This window comes from Microbulbifer rhizosphaerae (assembly GCF_014191725.1).
Classification (GTDB): Bacteria; Pseudomonadota; Gammaproteobacteria; order Pseudomonadales; family Cellvibrionaceae; genus Microbulbifer; species Microbulbifer rhizosphaerae.
Map to the genome: position 1 here is coordinate 249,363 of NZ_JACHWZ010000005.1, position 20,026 is coordinate 269,388.

Here is a 20,026-nt window from a genome sequence, read left to right on the forward strand (position 1 = left end):
GGAGGTTTCCCGCCCATGGCGAACGCCCGTTTTGCCGTTTTCCTGTCGTTGCCCCTGCTCGGTGCCCTGGCGCTGGGCGGCTGTTACGACCCCCACAAGAAATACGCCCTGAACCCCCTTCCAGCGGTGGCGGACAGCGAAGGCGAAAAAGCCGCGCGCAATGCCGCCCCCTTTGCCGATGAACTGGTGCGCTATCTGCGCGGTAAACCACGTGACCAGGGTAGTGAATTTATTCTGAATGTGGAGTTCGAGTACGGTGGCTTTGCCCCCCGTATGGACAGCCTCGGGGATATCGAGGCGCTGCTGGTCATCATGCGTGACTATCCGGACCTGCGCATTGTCATCGAGGGACACACCGACAACGAGGGCAAGGCGGAGAAAAACCTGAAACTGTCCCAGTGGCGCGCGAACTGGGTGCGCAGCTTCCTACTGGAAAGGGGCATTGCCGGGGACCGGGTGCAGGCCGAGGGTTTCGGCGACAGCCGGCCGATCGCCGACAACGACACCCCGGAGGGGCGCAAGCAGAACCGCCGGCTGGTGGTCCGCATTCTCAATTTCGATCAACCGCCGGTATCGGCGGAGTTATAAGAGGAGCTTCCCGATGCCAGGTTGGCGTTTGCTGGCCGCGGTGAGTTTCGCCGCGGTGGCCGGCCCGGGCTTTGCCGACACCTGGTTCAATTAACTGATAACTGACTGTCGATTTCCCCCGCCCCCGCGCGACTAGTTGTGAGGACACAGCGAGTGTGAGGGCATCGTGAAATATCTGGGGCTGGTTTACCCGCCGGAATCCACCGCGCTACATTTGGCGCCACCGCTGGTGGCGGTGGCGCTGATTGCGGCTCGGGACCTGAATCAGGCCGTTCAGCGGGCCCTTGCATTGCTGCGTTTGAAAAATAATATCGCCGTTCTCCGGCGTATAGTACCGACCGCCGGCCAAGGCTTTGCCGGCAACACAATAAACGAGGAGATCGCCATGAAGTATCTGTGTCTGGTTTACAGCGAAGAGGACAAACTGCACTCGATGCCGGACAGTCCGGAGGATCCCGAGTGCCAGGCCTATGCCGAATCCGTGGCCGCGAGCGGCCGCATGCTGGCAGCGGAAGCCCTGAAGCCGGTGAGCAGCGCCACCACAGTGCGTATGCGCGGCGGTGTGGTCAGCATCACCGATGGCCCTTTTGCCGAAACCAAGGAGCAACTGGCCGGCTTCTACCTGCTGGACGCGCAGAACCTGGACGAGGCGCTGGAGATCGCCGCAGGCATACCCGCCGCGCGGGTGGGCAGTGTGGAAGTGCGCCCGGTGCGCCAGTTGGAAGTCTAGGCACCTCAATAATTACCCCCTCTCCCCTCTGGGGAGAGGGCCGGGGAGAGGGGAGCTTCAGGGCCCCCTCTCCCTAACCCTCTCCCCAAGGGGAGAGGGGACTGAATGTAGCAAACCACTCAACAGGGAAAATAGTTATGCAATTCAGCCCCTATTTGAATTTTCAAGGCAACTGCAAAGAGGCATTTGAGTTCTACGCCCAAGTACTCGGCGGAGAGATCATCGCAATGATGTCCTTTGCCGAGGCGCCCCCGGAAGCGGATATTTCTCCGGAAGCGCGCGATCAGGTGATGCACGCGCAGCTGAAAGTCGGCGAGCAGATTTTTATGGCCTCCGATGCCCCGAGCAGCTACAAACCCGCGCAGGGAATGCATATCACCATCGGCGTCGACACGCCGGAAGAGGCGGAGCGCATCTACAAGGCCCTGTCGGAGGGCGGTGAGATCACCATGCCCATGGAGGAGACTTTCTGGGCACAGCGCTTCGCCGTGTTCACCGACCGCTTCGGTACCCCGTGGATGGTCAACTGCGACAAGCCGCAGCAATAGTGCCTGTTATCCGCCGCCATTCGATGGTTGAATAACTGCCTCGGTTTTTTGTAGGAGCGGCCCATGGCCGCGATCGGCCTTGCCAGTGGCAAAGACCGATCGCGGCCATGGGCCGCTCCTACAGAAATTTTCAGGCAGAGAGGCGCGGCGGTGGTACAGGAAAAAGCAATACAGACACAACTCGAGGAAATCTACCGCGCGGAATCGCGCCGGGTGCTGGCCACCCTGATCCGCCTGCTGGGAGATTTCGAACTGGCGGAGGAGGCGCTGCACGAAGCCTTCACCGCCGCCCTCAAACAGTGGCCGGAAGAGGGCGTGCCGGGCAATCCGCGCGCCTGGCTGGTATCCACCGGCCGTTTCAAGGCCATCGACCGGCTGCGCCGTCAGGCTCGCCAGGACCCGCTCACCGAGGAAATGGCGCAGAAGCTGGAGTCCGATACCGGTGATCCCGCCGACTGGGCCGAGGACCGGGTGGAGGACGACCACCTGCGGCTGATCTTCACCTGCTGCCACCCGGCGCTGTCCATGGACGCGCGGGTGGCCCTCACCCTGCGCGAGGTCTGCGGCCTCACCACCGAGGAGATCGCCAGCGCCTTCCTCAGCGCCCCCGCTACCCTGGCTCAGCGCATCGTGCGCGCGAAAAACAAGATCCGCAGCGCCGGCATTCCCTACCAGATCCCGGGGCGGCGCGATCTTCCCGAGCGATTGGACGGCGTACTGCGGGTGATTTACCTCGTCTTTAACGAGGGCTATTCCGCGTCCACCGGTGAAGCGCTGACCCGCGCCGACCTGAGCGGCGAGGCCATCCGCCTAGGCCGCCTGCTCAACCAGCTATTGCCAGACGCGGAAGTCAAGGGCCTGCTGGCACTGATGCTGTTGAACGAATCCCGCCGCAACGCCCGTACCGACGCCGCCGGCGAGCTGGTACTGCTGGAAGACCAGGACCGCAGCCAGTGGGATCGGGAGCTGATCGCCGAGGGCGTGACACTGGTTCAGAGCGCGCTGCGCTCCCAGCGGTTCGGACCCTATTCGCTGCAGGCGGCGATTGCCGCGGTACACGCCGAGGCCCCCAGCGCCGGTGAGACGGACTGGCGGGAGATCGTCGGCCTCTACGACGTGCTGCTGCGACTGGCTCCGGGGCCCGTTGTGGCACTGAACCGCGCGGTGGCGGTGGCCATGCGCGACGGACCCGGAGCGGGCCTGGAGCTGGTGGAGGAAATTCTCGCGAGTGGCGAATTGGCGGACTACCACCTTGCCCACGCTGCGCGGGCGGATCTGTGCCGGCGGGTGGGTAAAATCCGTGAAGCGAGGAATTCCTACGAAAAAGCGCTGCAGCTTGTACGGCAGGAGCCGGAAGTGCGGTTTTTACGAAATCGATTGTTGGCCTTGAAATAAGGTGCAGTTGGCAGTGCGGCTTCCTGTCGGCCGGCTTATTGATGAGGACAACTGGCCGAAAAACCTGCTATTTGTTGTCTATGACTTAATCAAAATGATCCGCAGAAATTCTCCTCCAAAACTTCTCGCTTATATTCTGCGGCAACAAATCGGTGATAAACAGCTCAACGCTTTGTTACAGGCGTAACTATTGTGGCGCTGTATTCATCCTAAAGATGATAAAACTTTTCATTTTTCTCGATCTCTCCGCAAATACTCGAGCGGCTGTTTTGTTCTCGTTATTATCAAAACGTTCTACAGAGCAATGCCCGATAAGTAAAGTAAGCCTGTAGGACGATTTTCATTACAAGTAAAAATAATAATCCTTGGAGGGTTACATGGAGCTTAAGTTCAAAAAGAACTTTCTAAGTGCTGCGATTGTCTTCGCGACTGCAAGTTCTTCAACTGCGTTTGCGCAGGGAAGTGAAGAAAGGACCGATGCTGAATTACTGGAAGAGGTTATTGTTACCGGTTCGCGCATCAAGCGCGCGAATCTGGAAACCGCCAGTCCCATCACTTCGGTAAGCGCCGAAGATATAGAGTTGAGCGGTAACATCAGCCTCGGGGACTATCTGAATGAGCTGCCAGCACTGCGTTCTACTTATTCTAACAACAACGCCGGCCGGTTTATCGGTACCACGGGTCTGAATTTGCTGGACCTCCGCGGTATGGGCACTGTGCGCACGCTAGTACTGCAGGACGGTCGTCGCCATATTGGCTCCTCCAGCGGTACCTCTGCGGTGGATGTGAACACCATTCCTGAGGACCTGCTGGTGCGTGTGGATACGGTGACCGGTGGCCAGTCTGCCATCTACGGTGCCGACGCAGTTACTGGGGTGGTGAACTTTATTACCCGCGATGATTTCGAAGGCCTTAAGGTCAACTTGCACCATATGCAGCCCAGGCTTGACGGTGGTGAAGCGAGCGAATTCAGTGTGACTTGGGGCAGCAACTTTGCCGACGGTCGCGGCAACGTCGCGATGAGTATCCAGCATTCCCAAACTGCAGAGGTGTTTGGTAAAGACAGACCCTGGGTCGCCAGCCAGCCCGGCTACCAGATCAACCCGGAAGACACCGGCGATGACGGCATTCCTGACGAGATCCTGGTATTCAACAGCACCAACAACCTGTTGAGCGAAAACGGCGTTATCTGGGGGCCACATCCCCTGACTACCATCTTTGGCTATCCGGAGGCGGCTGCTCCGCAATTGGGCAGCCTGCTTTCCGGTCCCTATACCTTTACTGACAGTGGCGAGTTCGTCACTTTTAACCCGGGGAACCACCCTCCAGGGGAAACCACTTCCGTGGGTGGCGATGGTCTCAACTTTATCCGCTCCACTCAGTTGTACCCGGACCTGGAATCACAGAACTTCTTCACCAAGGCCCACTATGACCTGACCGACAGCATTCGTTTTTTCGCCGAGGCCAAATACAGTCGTAATCACGGGGAGAGTTATGGTCAGCCCTCTTTCGACTATTTTGGAGATCTGGTTATTTCCGCCGACAATGCTTTTGTACCCGCGGAACTGAAGCAGCAGTTGGATGCGGCCGGCATGGACAGTTTCTGGTACCACCGTTTCCATTCGGACCTGGGCCTGCGCGGCGATGATGCGGAGCGGGAAGTACAGCGCTATGTGTTGGGTGTGGAGGGTGACCTCAGCAGTAGCTGGAGCTACGAGGTGTCCGCGGTTTACGGTCAGTACGACGCTGAGGTGGATTATACGAATAACCGCCACAATGCCCGCTTCTTCGAGGCTATAGAGGCGGTGGTGGACCCTGATAGCGGCGAGGTTGTCTGCCGCAGTGAAAGCGCCCGCGTCAACGGCTGCCAGCCGATCAACCTGTTTGGTTTTGGCCTCAACAGCCAGGAAGCCATCGATTACTTTATGTTGCAGGATACCGGTTCCACCGAGAAGATGACCCAGACTGTCTTCTCCGCCAATGCCACCGGTGATCTGTTTGAGTTGCCCGCGGGTGCTTTGGCCACCGCAATCGGTGTCGAGTACCGCGAGGAGACTTCCGAGGTGGACTACGATCAGGTCATCAAGGACGGCGAGACCTTTATGAACGCTCTCGCCCCTACGTCTGGTGAGTACGATGTGGCCGAGGCATTCTTCGAACTCTCCGCGCCCCTTTTGGGGGACCTGCCGGCGATAGAGAGTCTGACACTGGGCGCCTCCGCGCGCTTCTCGGACTACAGCACCATCGGAGCTACATCCACATGGGGCGCGTCTATCGACTGGGCAGTAATCGAGGATGTTCGCGTCCGAGCCACCAGTTCCGAGGCGGTGCGCGCGCCCAATATCGACGAGCTGTTCGCCCCGCTGGGAGAGAACTTCTTCACTTGGGATGACCCCTGTAGTTTCGATAAGATCGACGACGCGCCCGATCCCGACCAGCGGGCGGCACGCTGTGCGGAACTGGGCGTGCCGGCGGACTTCAACTCGGTACGAGATTCCTCCAGTCTCAACGGGCTCAGCGGTGGCAATCCCGACCTGAAAGAGGAAACTGCGGAGACTATCACCTACGGCCTGGCCATTACCCCGCGTTTTGCGCCGGGGCTCGCGATCACCGTGGACTACTGGGATATGGAGATCACTGATGCGATCGCCGGTATTCCCGCACAGGAGATATTGGAGCGTTGCGTCGACAGCGCCAGCATCAATAATATCTATTGCCCGCTGGTTCCGCGTGATTCCACTAGTGAGGTTATTTCTCTGACTTCCCCGCTGCTCAATATTGCCAGCTTGACTGCTCGCGGTATCGACTATCAGGTGGATTACAGCTTTGACCTGGCTAACATTATTACTACTGAGTCAGACTGGGGATCGCTGAAGTTCAGCCTGCTTGGCACCGAATTGCTGGAGCGCAACGACTATCCGTTCCAGGATAATCCGGATGATCCCGACGAGGAGCGTGGAGAGCTTGGTGACCCGATTCGCAGCTATACCACCAACCTGACCTACAGCCGCGGCGATTTCGAGGTCAACTGGCGCAGCCGTTACATAGACGACATGCTGTTGATTGAAGCGGACGAGCGTAACGATCTTCAGGACCCCTACAAGACGCCGAGCATCCGTTATCACGACCTGCACGGCCGCTATAAGTTCGCGGAGTTCGAGATCTACGGTGGTGTCAACAACATCGATGACGTAGAGCCGCCCGTTGGGCTCTCCGGCACCGGTGGCGATTCAGGTATCTACAATACCTTGGGTCGCAATTTCTACTTGGGAGTCAACTACACGCTGTAGATGACTGATCTTAAATCGCAGGTAGAAAAAAGAAGCCCGGCTACGCCGGGCTTCTTTGCTATTGAGATTACTGATTGAAACCGAGATTCCTAAGTATTGTTGTGTTGGGTTCTACCTGGTTCATAGTGTAAAAATGCAACCCCGGAGCTCCGCCTTCCAGCAGCGTCTCACACAGATCAGTCACCACTTCCATCCCCAGCTTTTTGACATCCTCCAGATCTCGATAGCTTTCCATACGCAGCCGCAGCCAGCGCGGAATTTCCGCACCGCAGTTGCGGGAGAAGCGCGCCAGGTTGGCGAAATTGGTGATTGGCATGATACCCGGGTAAATGGGTGCGTCTATGCCGGCCTTTTCGCATTGATCGATAAAATAGAAATAGGCGTCCGGATTGTAGAAATATTGGGTCAGGGCGCTGTTGGCGCCGGCATCGAACTTGGCTTTCAGGTAGCGGATATCGTCGTCGTAGCTCTCTGACTCCGGGTGGATTTCCGGGTAGGCAGCCACCTCCAGGTGGAATTGGTCGCCGGTGTGGCGGCGGATAAAGGCCACGAGTTCGTTCGCATACACCATCTGCGCCACCGCGCCCATGCCAGAGGGCATATCGCCGCGCAGGGCGACGATACGGTCTACGCCCGCTTCCTTATACTGGTTCAGCAGTCCGAGAATCGTTTCTTCGTTGTCGCCGCCGAAGGACAGGTGCGGCGCGATGGAGATGCCGTCGCGACGCAGGCCGGTAACGATATCCGCGGTGGTCTCGCGGGTGGTGCCGCCGGCGCCGTAGGTGACGGAAAAGAATTCCGGCTGGAATTCCTGCAGTGCCTCGCGGGTCTTGTACAGTTTCTCCCGGCCCTCGGGGGTTTTGGGGGGGAAGAATTCAAAGCTGATGCGAATCGAGTGGGTCATAATGCAATTCTCAGTCCCCAGGTTTCTGGATTCCGGCATGAGCTTCGCTGCTCTAGCGAGTCGCCGGAATGACGACAGCTGAATCGTCATGCCGGCGGAGGCCGGCATCCAGTACCCGGGTAATTAATACTTGTAACTTTCCGGCTTGTAGGGCCCTTCCACGGAGACGCCAATATATTTGGCCTGCTCCTCGGTCATCCGTGTAATCACGCCGCCGAAGCCTTCGACCATATAGCGGGCCACTTCCTCGTCCAGTTCCTTCGGCAATACTTTCACGTAGAGCGCGGAGACCTTCTGGTCCGCCGGCAACTCGGCAAATTTTTCCTTGAACAGGTGGATCTGCGCCAGCACCTGGTTGGCGAAGGAGCCGTCCATAATGCGGCTGGGGTGGCCGGTGGCGTTGCCCAGGTTGACCAGGCGACCCTCGGAGAGCAGCAGCAGGTGGTCGTTGGTTTCGGCGTTGCGCACTATCTTGTGCACCTGCGGCTTCACTTCCTGCCATTCCCAGTGCTTGCGCATATAGGCGGTGTCTATCTCGTTGTCGAAGTGGCCGATATTGCACACCACCGCGCCGCTTTTCAGCGCCTGCAACATATTGGCATCGCACACATTGGTGTTGCCGGTGGTGGTCACGATCAGGTCGGTGTTGGCCAGCAGCTCGCGGTTGATGCCGTCGGCGGTTCCGGTATTGATGCCGTCCTTATAGGGCGACACCAGCTCGAAGCCGTCCATGCACGCCTGCATCGCGCAGATGGGGTCCACTTCGGAAATTTTGACGATCATTCCCTCTTGACGCAGGGAGGCGGCGGAGCCCTTGCCCACGTCGCCGTAGCCGATTACCAGCGCCTTCTTGCCAGCCAGCAAATGGTCGGTGCCGCGCTTGATGGCGTCGTTGAGGCTGTGGCGACAGCCGTATTTGTTGTCGTTCTTGCTCTTGGTGACCGCGTCGTTGACGTTGATCGCCGGCACTTTCAGCGTGCCCTCGCGCAGCATTTCCTGCAGGCGGTGCACACCGGTGGTGGTCTCCTCGCTGATGCCGTGGCAGTTATCGAGAATTTCCGGGTATTTGCGGTGCAGCAGTTCGGTGAGGTCGCCGCCATCGTCGAGAATCATGTTCGGCTGCCAGCCGGCCACGCCCGCGCCCACGGTGTGCTCCAGGCACCATTCGTATTCCTCTTCGGTTTCCCCTTTCCAGGCGAACACCGGAATACCATTGGCGGCGACGGCCGCCGCGGCGTGGTCCTGGGTGGAGAAAATATTGCACGAGGACCAGCGGACTTCCGCGCCCAGCGCAACCAGGGTTTCGATCAGCACCGCGGTCTGGATGGTCATATGGATGCATCCCATGATGCGCGCGCCGGCCAGCGGCTGTTCGGCGCGGTACTTCTCGCGCAGCGCCATCAGTGCGGGCATTTCCCCCTCGGCGATTTCGATCTCGCGGCGGCCCCAGTCCGCCAATGTGATATCGGCCACTTTGAAATCTTTAAATTCGGTGCTCATCTGGTTCATCGTTCTGCCTCAAGTATTTTTCTCTGCTGTAGGAGCGGCCGTTGGCCGCGAACAGAGTCCGATCGCGGCCAACGGCCGCTCCTACATTGATAACTGTTCATTGACTATTGATCACTGAATCAAATCCCCGCCTGCGCGCGCAGCGTCTCCGCCTTGTCGGTCTTCTCCCACGGAAACGCGGTAAAGGTCTCGCTGCGCGCCTCGCCGTCGCTGTCGGTCCAGTTGTAGGTGTGGGTGAAGGGCTCGCGGCCGAAGTGGCCGTAGGCGGCGGTCAATTGGTACATCGGGTGCAGCAGGTCCAGTGCTTTGGAAATCGCATAGGGGCGCAGGTCGAAGTGCTCGCGCACCAGTTCGATCAGTTTGTCCTCACTCACCCTGCCGGTGCCGAAGGTGTTGATGGACACCGAGGTGGGCTCGGCCACGCCGATGGCGTAGGAGACCTGGATTTCACAGCGGCTGGCCAGTCCGGCGGCGACGATATTCTTGGCCACATAGCGGCCGGCGTAGGCCGCGGAGCGGTCCACCTTGGAGGGGTCCTTGCCGGAGAAGGCGCCGCCGCCGTGGCGGGCCATGCCGCCGTAGGTGTCGACGATGATCTTGCGTCCGGTGAGACCGCAGTCGCCCACGGGTCCGCCGATCACGAAGTTGCCGGTGGGGTTGATATGGTATTTGGTGTCCGCGTGCAGCCACTCCGCGGGCAGCGTGTGGTGCACGATCAGCTCCATCACCGCCTCGCGCAGGTCCGCCTGGCTCACCTCCGGATTGTGCTGGGTGGACAGCACCACCGCGTCGATGGCGCAGGGCCTGCCCTGGTCGTCGTAGCGGAAGGTCACCTGGCTCTTGGCGTCCGGGCGCAGCCAGGGCAGCAGGCCGGACTTGCGCGCTTCCGCCTGGCGCTCCACCAGCCGGTGCGCGTAGTAGATGGGGGCGGGCATAAAGGTGGAGGTCTCGTCGGTGGCGAAGCCGAACATCAGCCCCTGGTCGCCGGCGCCCTGGTCGTCAGGCTTGGAGCGGTCCACGCCCTGGGCGATATCCAGGGACTGCTTGCCGATCACGTTGAGCACGCCGCAGGTCGCGCCATCGAAGCCCACATCGGAGGAGGTGTAGCCGATATCGCAGATCACCTTGCGCACCAGTTCCTCCAGGTCCGCCCAGGCGGTGGTGGAGATTTCGCCGGCGATAACCGCGATGCCGGTTTTCACCAGGGTCTCACAGGCCACCCGCGCCTGCTTGTCGCGGGCCAGCAGGGCGTCCAGTAGTGCGTCGGATATCTGGTCGGCAATCTTGTCCGGGTGTCCCTCCGATACGGACTCCGAGGTAAACAGTCTGTATTCACTCATGTGGCAGTCTCCTTGTTTTTGCCTGCGGCAAAAATAAAAAATCTCGCTCGATGTTGCCTGTAGGAGCCTGCTTGCAGGCGAATGCTACGGAGTTGCCGGCAATATTCGCCTGCAAGCAGGCTCCTACAGGGTTATGGTTTGATAAATTCCCGTATTTGAATCTGGAAGCCGTTGCGTAGCGCGCTGTATACGCTGCGGCCGCTCTTCAGGCCGGCGTCTTCCGCCCAGCCCTGTAATTGTTCCGGGGCAAAGCCCAGCCACAGGTCTCCGCAGGCCTCGCGGGCCCAGTCCTGCCGATGGTCCTGCAGTTCGGCCACCAGCAGCTGGCCGCCGCTCTTCAGCGCCGCCTGCAGGTCCCGGAAGATCTGTGCCGGCTCCGGCGTGTGGTGCAGCACCATATTTACCACGACGCTGTCCGCACTCCGCGGCCGATCCGCCGCCTCGCGGGTGTCGCCGCAGATAAATTCGATGTTGTCCAGTCGCCGCCCGGCGGCGAACTGCTGTGCCCGCTCCAGCATGGTGGGGGACAGATCCAGGGCGGTGACTCTCTGGTAGCGCTCGGCCAGTTCGGCGAGAAATTCCCCCTCCCCCGGCCCCACCTCCAGCGCCGCGGCGCCGGGTTTCAGCAGCTGCGCCACCTGCGGGCCGTAGACCTCGTAGCCGGCGATCAGCTCCTGCTGCTCGCGAAAGCGGTTGCCGTAGTCGGCGAAAAAGCGCCGCGAAGCCTCGGCCCGCTCCCGCGCCACCGCTTCCACCACCTCCCCCCGCTCCGCGGACAGCGGCAGCCGGTCCAGGCCGGTGAACAGCTGCTGCAGGGTTTCGCTGTCGCCGGCGCGGCGGTAGAAGAGGTTGTTGCCCTCGCGCCGGTTGTTAACCAGGCCCGCCTGGGCCAGCACCTTCAGGTGGTGGCTGAGCGCCGGCTGGCGCAGGTCGAAAATGCGGCACAGCTCCAGCACGCTGTAGGAGTCCTGGCTTAGCAGGCGCAGTATCTCCAGGCGCAGCGGGTCGCCGGCCGCCTTGAGGCGGGCCGCCAGCCGGGGGATCGCGTCGCTGTCGGAGTGCTGGGATTGAGGCATGGCGAGCAGTCTAGCAGTGCCTGCGATCTATATCAAAATTTTTTGATATAGGTATATTTGCGACAGATTAGCAGGTTGGAGCGGCCAGACAGCCTTTGCGCCGGCGGGACGATTACGGGAAAATACGCCCTCATTTTTGTCGCCGCGACAAATCCGGCCCCACACCGATCCCAGAGAGTTGAGTCCTATGTCTTCCCGCACCCCGTCCCGCACCGAACTGGCCAACGCCGTTCGCGCCCTGTCCATGGATGCCGTCCAGAAAGCCAAGAGTGGCCACCCCGGCGCGCCCATGGGTATGGCGGATATTGCCGAAGTCCTGTGGAACGACTACCTGAAACACAACCCGGCCAACCCGGATTGGGCCGATCGCGACCGCTTTGTGCTCTCCAACGGCCACGGCTCCATGCTGCTCTACTCCCTGCTGCACCTGTCCGGGTACGACCTGCCGATGGAAGAGCTGAAGAATTTCCGCCAGCTGCACTCCAGGACCCCGGGTCACCCGGAGTACGGTTACGCCCCCGGGGTGGAGACCACCACCGGCCCGCTGGGCCAGGGCGTCACCAATGCGGTGGGCATGGCGCTGGCGGAGAAGGTGCTGGCGGCGCAGTTCAACCGCCCCGGCTATGAGCTGGTGGACCACCACACCTACGCCTTTCTGGGCGACGGCTGCCTGATGGAGGGTATTTCCCACGAGGCCTGCTCCCTGGCCGGCACCCTGGGGCTGGGCAAGCTGATCGCCTTCTACGACGACAACGGCATCTCCATCGACGGCGAAGTGCGGGGCTGGTTTACCGACGATACCCCGAAGCGTTTCGAAGCCTACGGCTGGCACGTGATCCCGGGGGTGGACGGCCACGATTCCGCGGCGATCAAGGCCGCGATCGAGGACGCCCGCGCGGAGACCGGCAGGCCCACCCTGATCTGCTGCAAGACCGTGATCGGCTTCGGTTCCCCCAACAAGCAGGGCCGCGAGGAGTGCCACGGTGCGCCCCTGGGTGACGACGAAATCGCCCTGGTGCGGGAGACCATCAACTGGCAACACGCCCCCTTCGAAATTCCCGAGGAGATCCGCGCGGGCTGGGATGCGCGCGGCAAGGGCCAGGCCCAGGAAGACGAGTGGAAGGATATTTTCGCCGACTACCAGGAGGAGTTTCCCGATCTGGCGGCGGAGTTCGAGCGCCGCATTGGCGGCGAGCTGCCGGCGGACTTCCCGGTCAAGGCTGACCAGTACATCCGCGAGTGCCAGGAAAACGCGGAGAAGATCGCCTCGCGCAAAGCCAGCCAGAACACGCTCAACGCCTATGGCCCGCTGTTGCCGGAATTCCTCGGCGGCTCCGCCGACCTGGCCGGCTCCAACCTCACCATCTGGTCCGGTTCCAAGGGCATCAGTGCCGACGACGCCTCCGGCAACTACGTCTACTACGGCGTGCGAGAATTCGGCATGAGCGCGATCATGAACGGCATCGCCCTGCACGGCGGTTTCGTACCCTACGGTGCCACCTTCCTGATGTTTATGGAGTACGCGCGCAATGCCGTGCGCATGGCCGCGCTGATGAAGCAGCGGGTGATCTTCGTCTACACCCACGACTCCATCGGCCTCGGTGAGGACGGTCCCACCCACCAGCCGGTGGAGCAGCTCACCGCCCTGCGCGCGACCCCCAACCTGCACACCTGGCGCCCCTGCGACGCCACCGAATCCGCGGTATGCTGGAAAATGGCTGTGAGCCGCAAGGACGGCCCCAGCGCACTGATATTCAGCCGCCAGGGCCTGTCGCCCCAGGGCCGCGACGAAGCACAGGTCAAACAGATCGAACGCGGCGGCTATGTGCTGGCCGACTGCGAGGGCGCGCCGGAGGCGATCCTCATCGCCACCGGCTCCGAAGTGGAGTTGGCTATCGCCGCCAAGGAGGAACTCTCCGGGCGCAAAATCCGCGTGGTCTCCATGCCCTGCGCCGAAGCCTTTATGGAGCAGGACGAAGCCTACCGTGAATCTGTACTGCCGGCGGCGGTGCGCACCCGCGTCGCAGTGGAAGCCGGGCACGGAGACTACTGGTACAAATTCGTCGGCTTCGACGGCGCCATCGTCGGCATGAAGACCTTCGGCGAATCCGCCCCCGGCGGCGAGCTGATGGAGTACTTCGGCTTTACCGCGGAAAATGTTGTCGCCACAGTGGAAAAACTGCTGGGTTAATTGAAAAAGCTCCCCCCTCTGCTGCTCCCCTCTCCCCTGCGGGGAGAGGGGCTGGGGGAGAGGGGCCAGTGGAGAGGGCTTGAATGCCAGTAAGACTCGCCATCAACGGCTACGGCCGCATCGGCCGCTGCGTACTCCGCGCCCTTTACGAATCCGGCACCCGCGACCGTCTGCAGATCGTCGCCATCAACGAGCTGGCCGACTGCGCTACCATCGCCCACCTTACCAAATACGATTCCGTGCATGGCCGTTTCAGCGGTGTTGTCTCCTGTGAAAAAGACACACTTATTGTTAACGGCGACCATATAGCGGTAACTCACCGCAAAAAACTCGAAGACCTGGACTGGTCCGCCCAACGGGTGGACATAGTGCTCGAGTGCACCGGCAGCTTCAGCGAGCGGGAGCGAGCCGAACTGCATTTAAAAGCCGGCGCAAAAAAAGTACTCTTCTCCCAGCCCGCCAGCCGTGACGTGGACGCCACCATCATCTACGGGGTCAACGACAATATTCTCACCGGCGATGAAAAAATTATTTCCGCCGCCTCCTGCACCACCAACTGCAGCGTACCGGTAATCTCCGCCCTGGACGAAGCCTTCGGCATAGAAGCCGGCGTAATCACCACCATCCACTCGGCGATGAACGACCAGCCGGTAAACGACGCCTACCATCACACAGACCTGAGAAAGACCCGCTCCGCGGTCACCTCGATTATCCCGGTGGACACGGGTCTCGCCCGCGGTATCGAGCGCATACTTCCGCACTTGGCCGGAAAATTCGAAGCCCAGGCCATGCGCGTGCCCACCGTTAACGTTTCCGCCATCGACCTCTCCGCGCAACTGCGCAAACCCGTCACTCAGGGCGAAGTCAACGCCCTGCTCAAATCCGCCGCGGAAAACCAGTTTTCCGGAATCCTCGGCTACACCGAAGAGCCTCTCGCTTCCTGCGATTTCAACCACGATTCCCGGTCCGGCATTGTCGATGCCAGCCAGACGCGGGTGGCTGGTGGCCATCTGGTTAAGGTGTTGATCTGGTTTGATAATGAGTGGGGGTTTGCTAATCGGATGCTCAGCGTCACCCAGGCCCTGGCGGCTAGGCTGTAGGAGTGGCCGCTGGGCGCGACAGATTTATCCGGAACAAATGAGTAGCCGACCCGTACTCTGGGAACGTTGAATTTCCGTTCAGCACACGGACCGGAGACCCGCCCCTCGTAGGGGCCTGCTTGCAGGCGAACAAAAAATCAGAACAGGGCCCTGCCGTATCTATGGGGCATATCTTTCCGTCCAACCTTTCGGCCAGTTTCACCATACTACGCCCGTCAGCCGTCCTTTACGAAACTGATACCGTAGGATGGGCAAAGCAAGACATGTTCGTCACTTCTGCTACTTCTACAAATTATGGTTGTTTATCCACCATTGTGTTTGCTTTCTCAGCCTTCGCGACAGCTTGTGCAGGAAAGACAGTGGTGTAATGGTCGTGTTATCACGAGGCGCTTCACTTTTAGATAAACAGCGGTTAAGCTCCCGCGTTGTTCTTTCCCGCCTAATTTATTAAATGGCGAACAGATAAATAGATTTGGAGTTTTGGGGGGTATAGGGATTATAAGCTGTGTTCGTCAAATGTAATTCTTGGGGTCCTTTTGCTGCTGGCCTCTGTATTTGTGCAAGCCAGTGTTTCTGGCCCCAGTGGTAATACAACCGGACAGTTCACGATATCCTATACCAGTGTGTACTGGAATGAGGTAACGCAGGCTTCAGCGCGGCGCGGGTGGTTGCCGCAGCAATAGTCGGTGGTACGGCTTCGGAAATTTCTGGAGGGAAGTTTGCAAATGGGGCTGTAACCGGGGCATTTTCTAGAGCTTTTAATGACGAGCTGGAAAAGCCAAGCAAAGGTAATGAGTACGATGCCAAAATTGGGGCAATGTGATCAGAGGGGGCCATAGGGGCGGCCTCGATCGATTTTTGAGCTTTTGGAACAGCTGGCTCGCGTCCAAACTTACATTTGACATTTCAATAAAGAAATCAGAGCAGGAGAGAAGTAAATGAAGTTCAAATCCATCACAGCGGCTGCTATCGCAGCCGCGATGCTATCGCCAGTCGCGCTGGCCAAGCCGGAAGGCTTCTACGCTGGCCTCCATGCGGGCGGTGTGGATTCAACACCGTCCGCCAGCGGACCCGGCTTTAATCTCGGCTATCAGGGCAATGGCGGTTGGGGTGTGCATGCGGAATACACCAATGACAATATCGGCGGCTTCGGTGGCGTGTTTGGAACCTACCGGACTTCCGGAAGCGTTTACTTCCTGTTCAAGGGCGGCGTCGCCGGCGGGCGCTATGCCAACGGTCTGGCCGGCGGCCTGGGGGCGGGCTTGAATCTGGGTCCGAGCCTGAACCTGGAGGCGGACGCCAATCGCTACGGTGACGAGAATGTGGCGCACTTGCGTTTGAGCTACAGTTTTTAGCTGAAATTGATGAGGCGGAGTGGAACGCTGGCGCGATATCGCGCCAGTGCTTTCGGCACCCAAGTAGAGTCCAGCAGCATTAGCTGTTTAGCAATTTAGATCTGATAGCTCTTGACTATCATCCGTAGTGAAAAAATCCATTTAACTTGAAAACCACTCCCCGCTACTCTGCCTGTGTTCCAAATAACAGGAGGGGACAATGAAAGCCGTCATAGCTGTCGTAAATAAATCCATAGATATAAAAGCGCCTGGGCAGTCTGGTTCCGTTGAGTGCAACTACTCTGACAACTACTATGGGGATCAGGTGTGTGTGCTGCGCCGGAGTGTGTAGCTCTTCTGATCATCTATACGAAGTAAACCGCAAAGTAATTTTCGCACCGGTTCCTGCCATAGGGTGCGCCCTGCGCACCATTCAGAGTTGATATGGGTTCCAGTGTTCTTTGGTGCGCACGGCGCACCCTACGATGACTAATCTAACCGGTCTTCATGATATCGTAAGGTGCCAGTGCGGGAATGGACCGGTGCAGCTCGCGCTCAAGTTGATCAATACTTTCCAGCTGTTCACACAAGTTCCCGGCACGCTTTTCGAGCAGCTCAGCCCGCTTTTCGACCTTCTGCTCAATCTCCTCAGCCGCCCGCTCCGCCTCGTATTCGATACTGCGGCCGCCGGTAAAGGCGGCTTTTAGCGCATGCCAGGCAATGGTGCCGGCGGATTCCCTGGCCAGTTTCTCGATTCTGGGCTCGAGCTCTTCCGTGATCGCCTGCTCGACAAATTCGTCGATATCCGGGTCGCCCAGGAGATAAATCTCTCCTTCGTGGTTGAGCCGCTCTTCAACGCGTCGCAGTATCTCGTCCGATGTCTGCTGTAGTTCGATATTGTTCGGGTGGTCAGCCCCGGCGAGCGCTGTCACGGCGACAGACAGGCCGTTCAGAGCCACATCCACGGCTTCCAGTGAAAGAAGCAGGATTTCTCTCCCGCTGTTGTGCAGCTGGCTTCGATAATCCTTCAGCAGCTCCTGCTGGCGGTCATCCAAATCCACTGTCTCGCCCGCGACGATCAGCTGTGCCGGAGACTGGTAGCGAACCAGGAGTTCGCTGTCATCGCTATCCGTACGGCTTTCAAAAAAATCCGGTCCAACGCGCACGGCATAGTCCAGTTCTGCGTTGCACTGTTCGTCATCTCCCACAATGAGATTCATACCTCTTGCCTGCGCCGAGGCGCTGAGGGCGATCAGTCCCGAGATTGCCAGTGGCTTCCACATTGAAGTCATCTCCAGGTTATCTGTATTGCCATTGAGACGATCCCTGAGGCGGGATTGGATGCAGTGACGGGTAAAAATTATCGAAAGTCCGGTGCAGGAGGTTCCGGAGAGGGCGGTTCATCGAGGGATAAGGTGGTAATCTAGAGCGCTATCTGCACGCATACCCGCTCCCGGAAGGAGCAAATCCAATAAAGTGGGGGAAGCAAATGTCGATTAGCAGGCTCATCTTTGTGGTATTACTGGCGCTGCTCACTGTGGCGGCGCAAGCCAAAACCATCACCGAATACACCGCGGGCATGGAAAAGCATGCCGGATATCACGACTTCTACTGGGACGACCATAACGGCAGGATCCTGTTGGAGATTGCGGACTTCGATCGCGAGTTCCTGCTGCTGACCGGCCTCGCGCAGGGGCTGGGCTCCAACCCGGTGGGGCTGGATCGCAACCAGGTGGGCGACAACCGGCTGGTAAAGTTCCAGCGGGTGGGGAACAAGGTGCTGCTGCACCAGCTGAACCTGAAGTACCGGGCTGAGTCCGATAACGACGCGGAGCGCCGGGCGGTGGAGGAGGCCTTTGCCTCGTCGATATTGTGGGGCTTCGAGGCGCTGGTGCGGGAAGACGACCGCGCGTTGGTGGATTTCACGCCATTCCTGCTCTCTGACCAGCACGGTATCGCCAAACGGCTGAAGGCCACCGAGCAGGGCAGCTTCAGCATCGATGCGTCCAAATCCGCCGTCTATCTGCCGCGCACTAAAAACTTTCCCAGGAACAGCGAATTCGAGGCACAGCTGACCTTTGCCGGCAGCGAGCCGGGTAACTACCTGCAGGAGGTGGTACCGACGCCGACACTGGTCTCGCTGCGCCAGCATATCTCCTTGGTGGAACTGCCCGACGACAACTACCGGCCGCGCCGTTTCCACAGCCGCAGCGGCTATTTCCCGTTCGAGTACCGCGACTATGCGACGGCCATCGACCAGCCGCTGGACCAGCGCTTTATCTACCGCCACCGCCTGGAAAAGAAAACCGGTAGTGACGAAGTGGTGGAGCCGATCATCTACTACGTGGATTCCGGTGTGCCCGAGCCGGTGCGCAGCGCCCTGATCGAAGGCGCCAGCTGGTGGAACCAGGCTTTCGAGAGCGCCGGCTATAAAAATGCGTTTCAGGTAAAGCTGCTGCCGGAAGACGCGGACCCGCTGGATGTGCGCTACAACGTGATCAACTGGGTGCACCGCTCCACCCGGGGCTGGTCCTACGGTTATTCCATTGCCGATCCGCGCACCGGTGAGATTATCAAGGGCAATGTCACCCTAGGGTCCCTGCGGGTGCGGCAGGACTACCTGATTGCGCAGGGGCTGCTGCAACCCTACGGCAGTGACGGTGCCGACACCGAAGCGCTGAAGGCGATGGCGCTGGCGCGCATCCGCCAGCTGTCCGCCCACGAAGTGGGCCATACCCTGGGCCTTGCGCATAACTTTGCCGCCAGTACCGAGGCGCGCGCCTCGGTGATGGATTACCCGGCGCCACTGGTGACTTTGCAGCAGAGCTCCCTCGACCTGGCGGATGCCTATGCCACGGGAATCGGCGACTGGGATAAATTGGCGATCCGCTATGGCTACGGTGATGGCAATGGAGACGAGCAGCGGCATCTGGATGCGGTTATTGTCGAAGCGCGAACGCGAAACCTGCGTTTTATCTCCGATCCGGATTCCCGTGAAATCAACAATGCCCACGCCGTCTCCCACCTGTGGGACAACGGCCGTGAACCCCTGCAGGAATTTGCGCGAGTGACCGAATTGCGCCGCTTTGCGCTGGACAACTTCTCCCCTGCGGCAAACCCGAAAAGCGCGCCCCGCTCATCCTTGGAGGAAACCCTGGTGCCCGTCTACTACGGCCACCGCTACCAGGCAGAGGCCGTGGGCAAGCTGATCGGCGGCCTCGATTACGATTATCTGTACAACGGTGCCGAGCAGAACAGCTACACGCTGGTGCCTGCGGAACGGCAGCAACAGGCAATCGAGGCACTGCTGTCGACACTGACACCGGAGTTCCTGGCGCTGCCGGAGCGCGTTCTCCAATTACTGCCGCCCAAGTCCTACGGTTATGCGCGCACCGCGGAGAGCTTTCCCTCTTATACTGGCGTCGCTTTCGATGCGGTGGCCCTGAGTGAGGCCGCGGCGGGCCATACACTCGCGATACTGCTGGACCCGCAGCGCGCCGCGCGTATGGAGCAGCAGCACGGCCGCAGCAGTGAAATCCCTAGTTTCGGCACAATGCTTGAGCAGTTGACCGAACAGGCCCTAGATTCCGGCAGCCACAGCGGGCTGCAGGCTGACATTCACCAGCGTGTTAACCACGTCTATATCCACCGGTTGATGATGCTGGCGGGCGACAAGGGCGCGTCGGAATCGGTGCGCGCCAAAGCTCACTTGGAGCTGGCCAGGTTTCAGCACGCCATGGGTGGGATGAAACTGTTCGGCGAGGACCCGGAGGGTTATAACGCGCACTACTTCCATCAGGCGCAGCGCATAGCCGCATTTATGGATGGTGATCTGAAAGTTGAAGCTGGGGATTTGAAAACGATGCCGCCGGGGTCGCCGATTTAATATGGCTGAAGGGATGCTGATGAGTTGAGATTCGGCACCCTGTAGACATCATGGATTGACCTGCCCAGCCTCGACATCGTGGGTTATGTTTGGAGGCTGGAAAGAACCCTAAACACAGAGCCACATCGAGGGGGC

At 59.7% G+C, this 20,026-nt stretch carries 15 protein-coding genes; 10 read left to right on the forward strand and 5 right to left on the reverse strand.

Annotated features, from left to right (window positions below):
* Window positions 1-15: 15 nt before the first annotated feature.
* The 6 genes from FHS09_RS07330 to FHS09_RS07355 all read left to right on the forward strand — a co-directional run bounded on the left by FHS09_RS07330 (window position 16) and on the right by FHS09_RS07355 (window position 6,551).
* Window positions 16-588: an OmpA family protein gene (locus tag FHS09_RS07330; protein WP_183458244.1), complete on the forward strand. Its 573-nt coding sequence runs from the start codon at window positions 16-18 to the stop codon at window positions 586-588.
* A gap of 166 nt (window positions 589-754) precedes the next feature.
* On the forward strand, window positions 755-1,318 hold the full coding sequence (locus FHS09_RS22760; RefSeq protein ID WP_343057432.1) for a YciI family protein: 564 nt from the start codon (window positions 755-757) through the stop codon (window positions 1,316-1,318).
* Window positions 1,319-1,455: 137 nt separating this feature from the next.
* Window positions 1,456-1,866, forward strand: coding sequence for a VOC family protein (locus FHS09_RS07340; protein WP_183458246.1), 411 nt, complete (start codon window positions 1,456-1,458; stop codon window positions 1,864-1,866).
* Window positions 1,867-2,016: 150 nt separating this feature from the next.
* Window positions 2,017-3,261, forward strand: coding sequence for an RNA polymerase sigma factor (locus FHS09_RS07345; RefSeq protein WP_343057433.1), 1,245 nt, complete (start codon window positions 2,017-2,019; stop codon window positions 3,259-3,261).
* Between the two features lies 1 nt (window position 3,262).
* Complete coding sequence (locus FHS09_RS07350) at window positions 3,263-3,448, forward strand: hypothetical protein (RefSeq protein ID WP_183458248.1); 186 nt, start codon at window positions 3,263-3,265, stop codon at window positions 3,446-3,448.
* A 190-nt stretch (window positions 3,449-3,638) separates the two neighbouring features.
* Window positions 3,639-6,551 (forward strand): TonB-dependent receptor plug domain-containing protein, encoded by a 2,913-nt coding sequence (locus tag FHS09_RS07355; protein WP_183458250.1) that lies wholly within the window; start codon window positions 3,639-3,641, stop codon window positions 6,549-6,551.
* Window positions 6,552-6,618: 67 nt separating this feature from the next.
* On the opposite strand, the gene metF is transcribed toward FHS09_RS07355, so the two are convergent.
* The 4 genes from metF to FHS09_RS07375 form a co-directional block, all read right to left on the reverse strand.
* Window positions 6,619-7,455, reverse strand: coding sequence for a methylenetetrahydrofolate reductase [NAD(P)H] (metF, locus tag FHS09_RS07360; protein WP_183458252.1), 837 nt, complete (start codon window positions 7,453-7,455; stop codon window positions 6,619-6,621).
* Window positions 7,456-7,578: 123 nt separating this feature from the next.
* A complete protein-coding gene (gene ahcY, locus FHS09_RS07365) occupies window positions 7,579-8,955 on the reverse strand; it encodes an adenosylhomocysteinase (RefSeq protein WP_425487766.1) in 1,377 nt (458 codons plus the stop codon).
* A gap of 128 nt (window positions 8,956-9,083) precedes the next feature.
* A complete protein-coding gene (metK, locus tag FHS09_RS07370; protein ID WP_183458256.1) occupies window positions 9,084-10,304 on the reverse strand; it encodes a methionine adenosyltransferase in 1,221 nt (406 codons plus the stop codon).
* A gap of 131 nt (window positions 10,305-10,435) precedes the next feature.
* Window positions 10,436-11,380, reverse strand: coding sequence for a metalloregulator ArsR/SmtB family transcription factor (locus tag FHS09_RS07375; RefSeq protein WP_183458258.1), 945 nt, complete (start codon window positions 11,378-11,380; stop codon window positions 10,436-10,438).
* 187 nt (window positions 11,381-11,567) lie between these two features.
* Here FHS09_RS07375 and tkt point away from each other — a divergent pair, with 187 nt between their 5' ends.
* The 3 genes from tkt to FHS09_RS07390 all read left to right on the forward strand — a co-directional run bounded on the left by tkt (window position 11,568) and on the right by FHS09_RS07390 (window position 16,026).
* A complete protein-coding gene (gene tkt / locus FHS09_RS07380) occupies window positions 11,568-13,571 on the forward strand; it encodes a transketolase (RefSeq protein WP_183458260.1) in 2,004 nt (667 codons plus the stop codon).
* A gap of 83 nt (window positions 13,572-13,654) precedes the next feature.
* Window positions 13,655-14,671, forward strand: a complete 1,017-nt coding sequence (gap, locus tag FHS09_RS07385) for a type I glyceraldehyde-3-phosphate dehydrogenase (RefSeq protein WP_183458262.1) — start codon at window positions 13,655-13,657, stop codon at window positions 14,669-14,671.
* 938 nt (window positions 14,672-15,609) lie between these two features.
* Window positions 15,610-16,026: a hypothetical protein gene (locus tag FHS09_RS07390; protein ID WP_183458264.1), complete on the forward strand. Its 417-nt coding sequence runs from the start codon at window positions 15,610-15,612 to the stop codon at window positions 16,024-16,026.
* Between the two features lie 473 nt (window positions 16,027-16,499).
* Here FHS09_RS07390 and FHS09_RS07395 read toward each other — a convergent pair whose 3' ends face one another.
* A complete protein-coding gene (locus FHS09_RS07395) occupies window positions 16,500-17,225 on the reverse strand; it encodes a DUF2884 family protein (protein ID WP_183458266.1) in 726 nt (241 codons plus the stop codon).
* 269 nt (window positions 17,226-17,494) lie between these two features.
* Here FHS09_RS07395 and FHS09_RS07400 point away from each other — a divergent pair, with 269 nt between their 5' ends.
* Window positions 17,495-19,891, forward strand: a complete 2,397-nt coding sequence (locus FHS09_RS07400; protein ID WP_183458268.1) for a zinc-dependent metalloprotease — start codon at window positions 17,495-17,497, stop codon at window positions 19,889-19,891.
* Window positions 19,892-20,026: the final 135 nt, after the last annotated feature.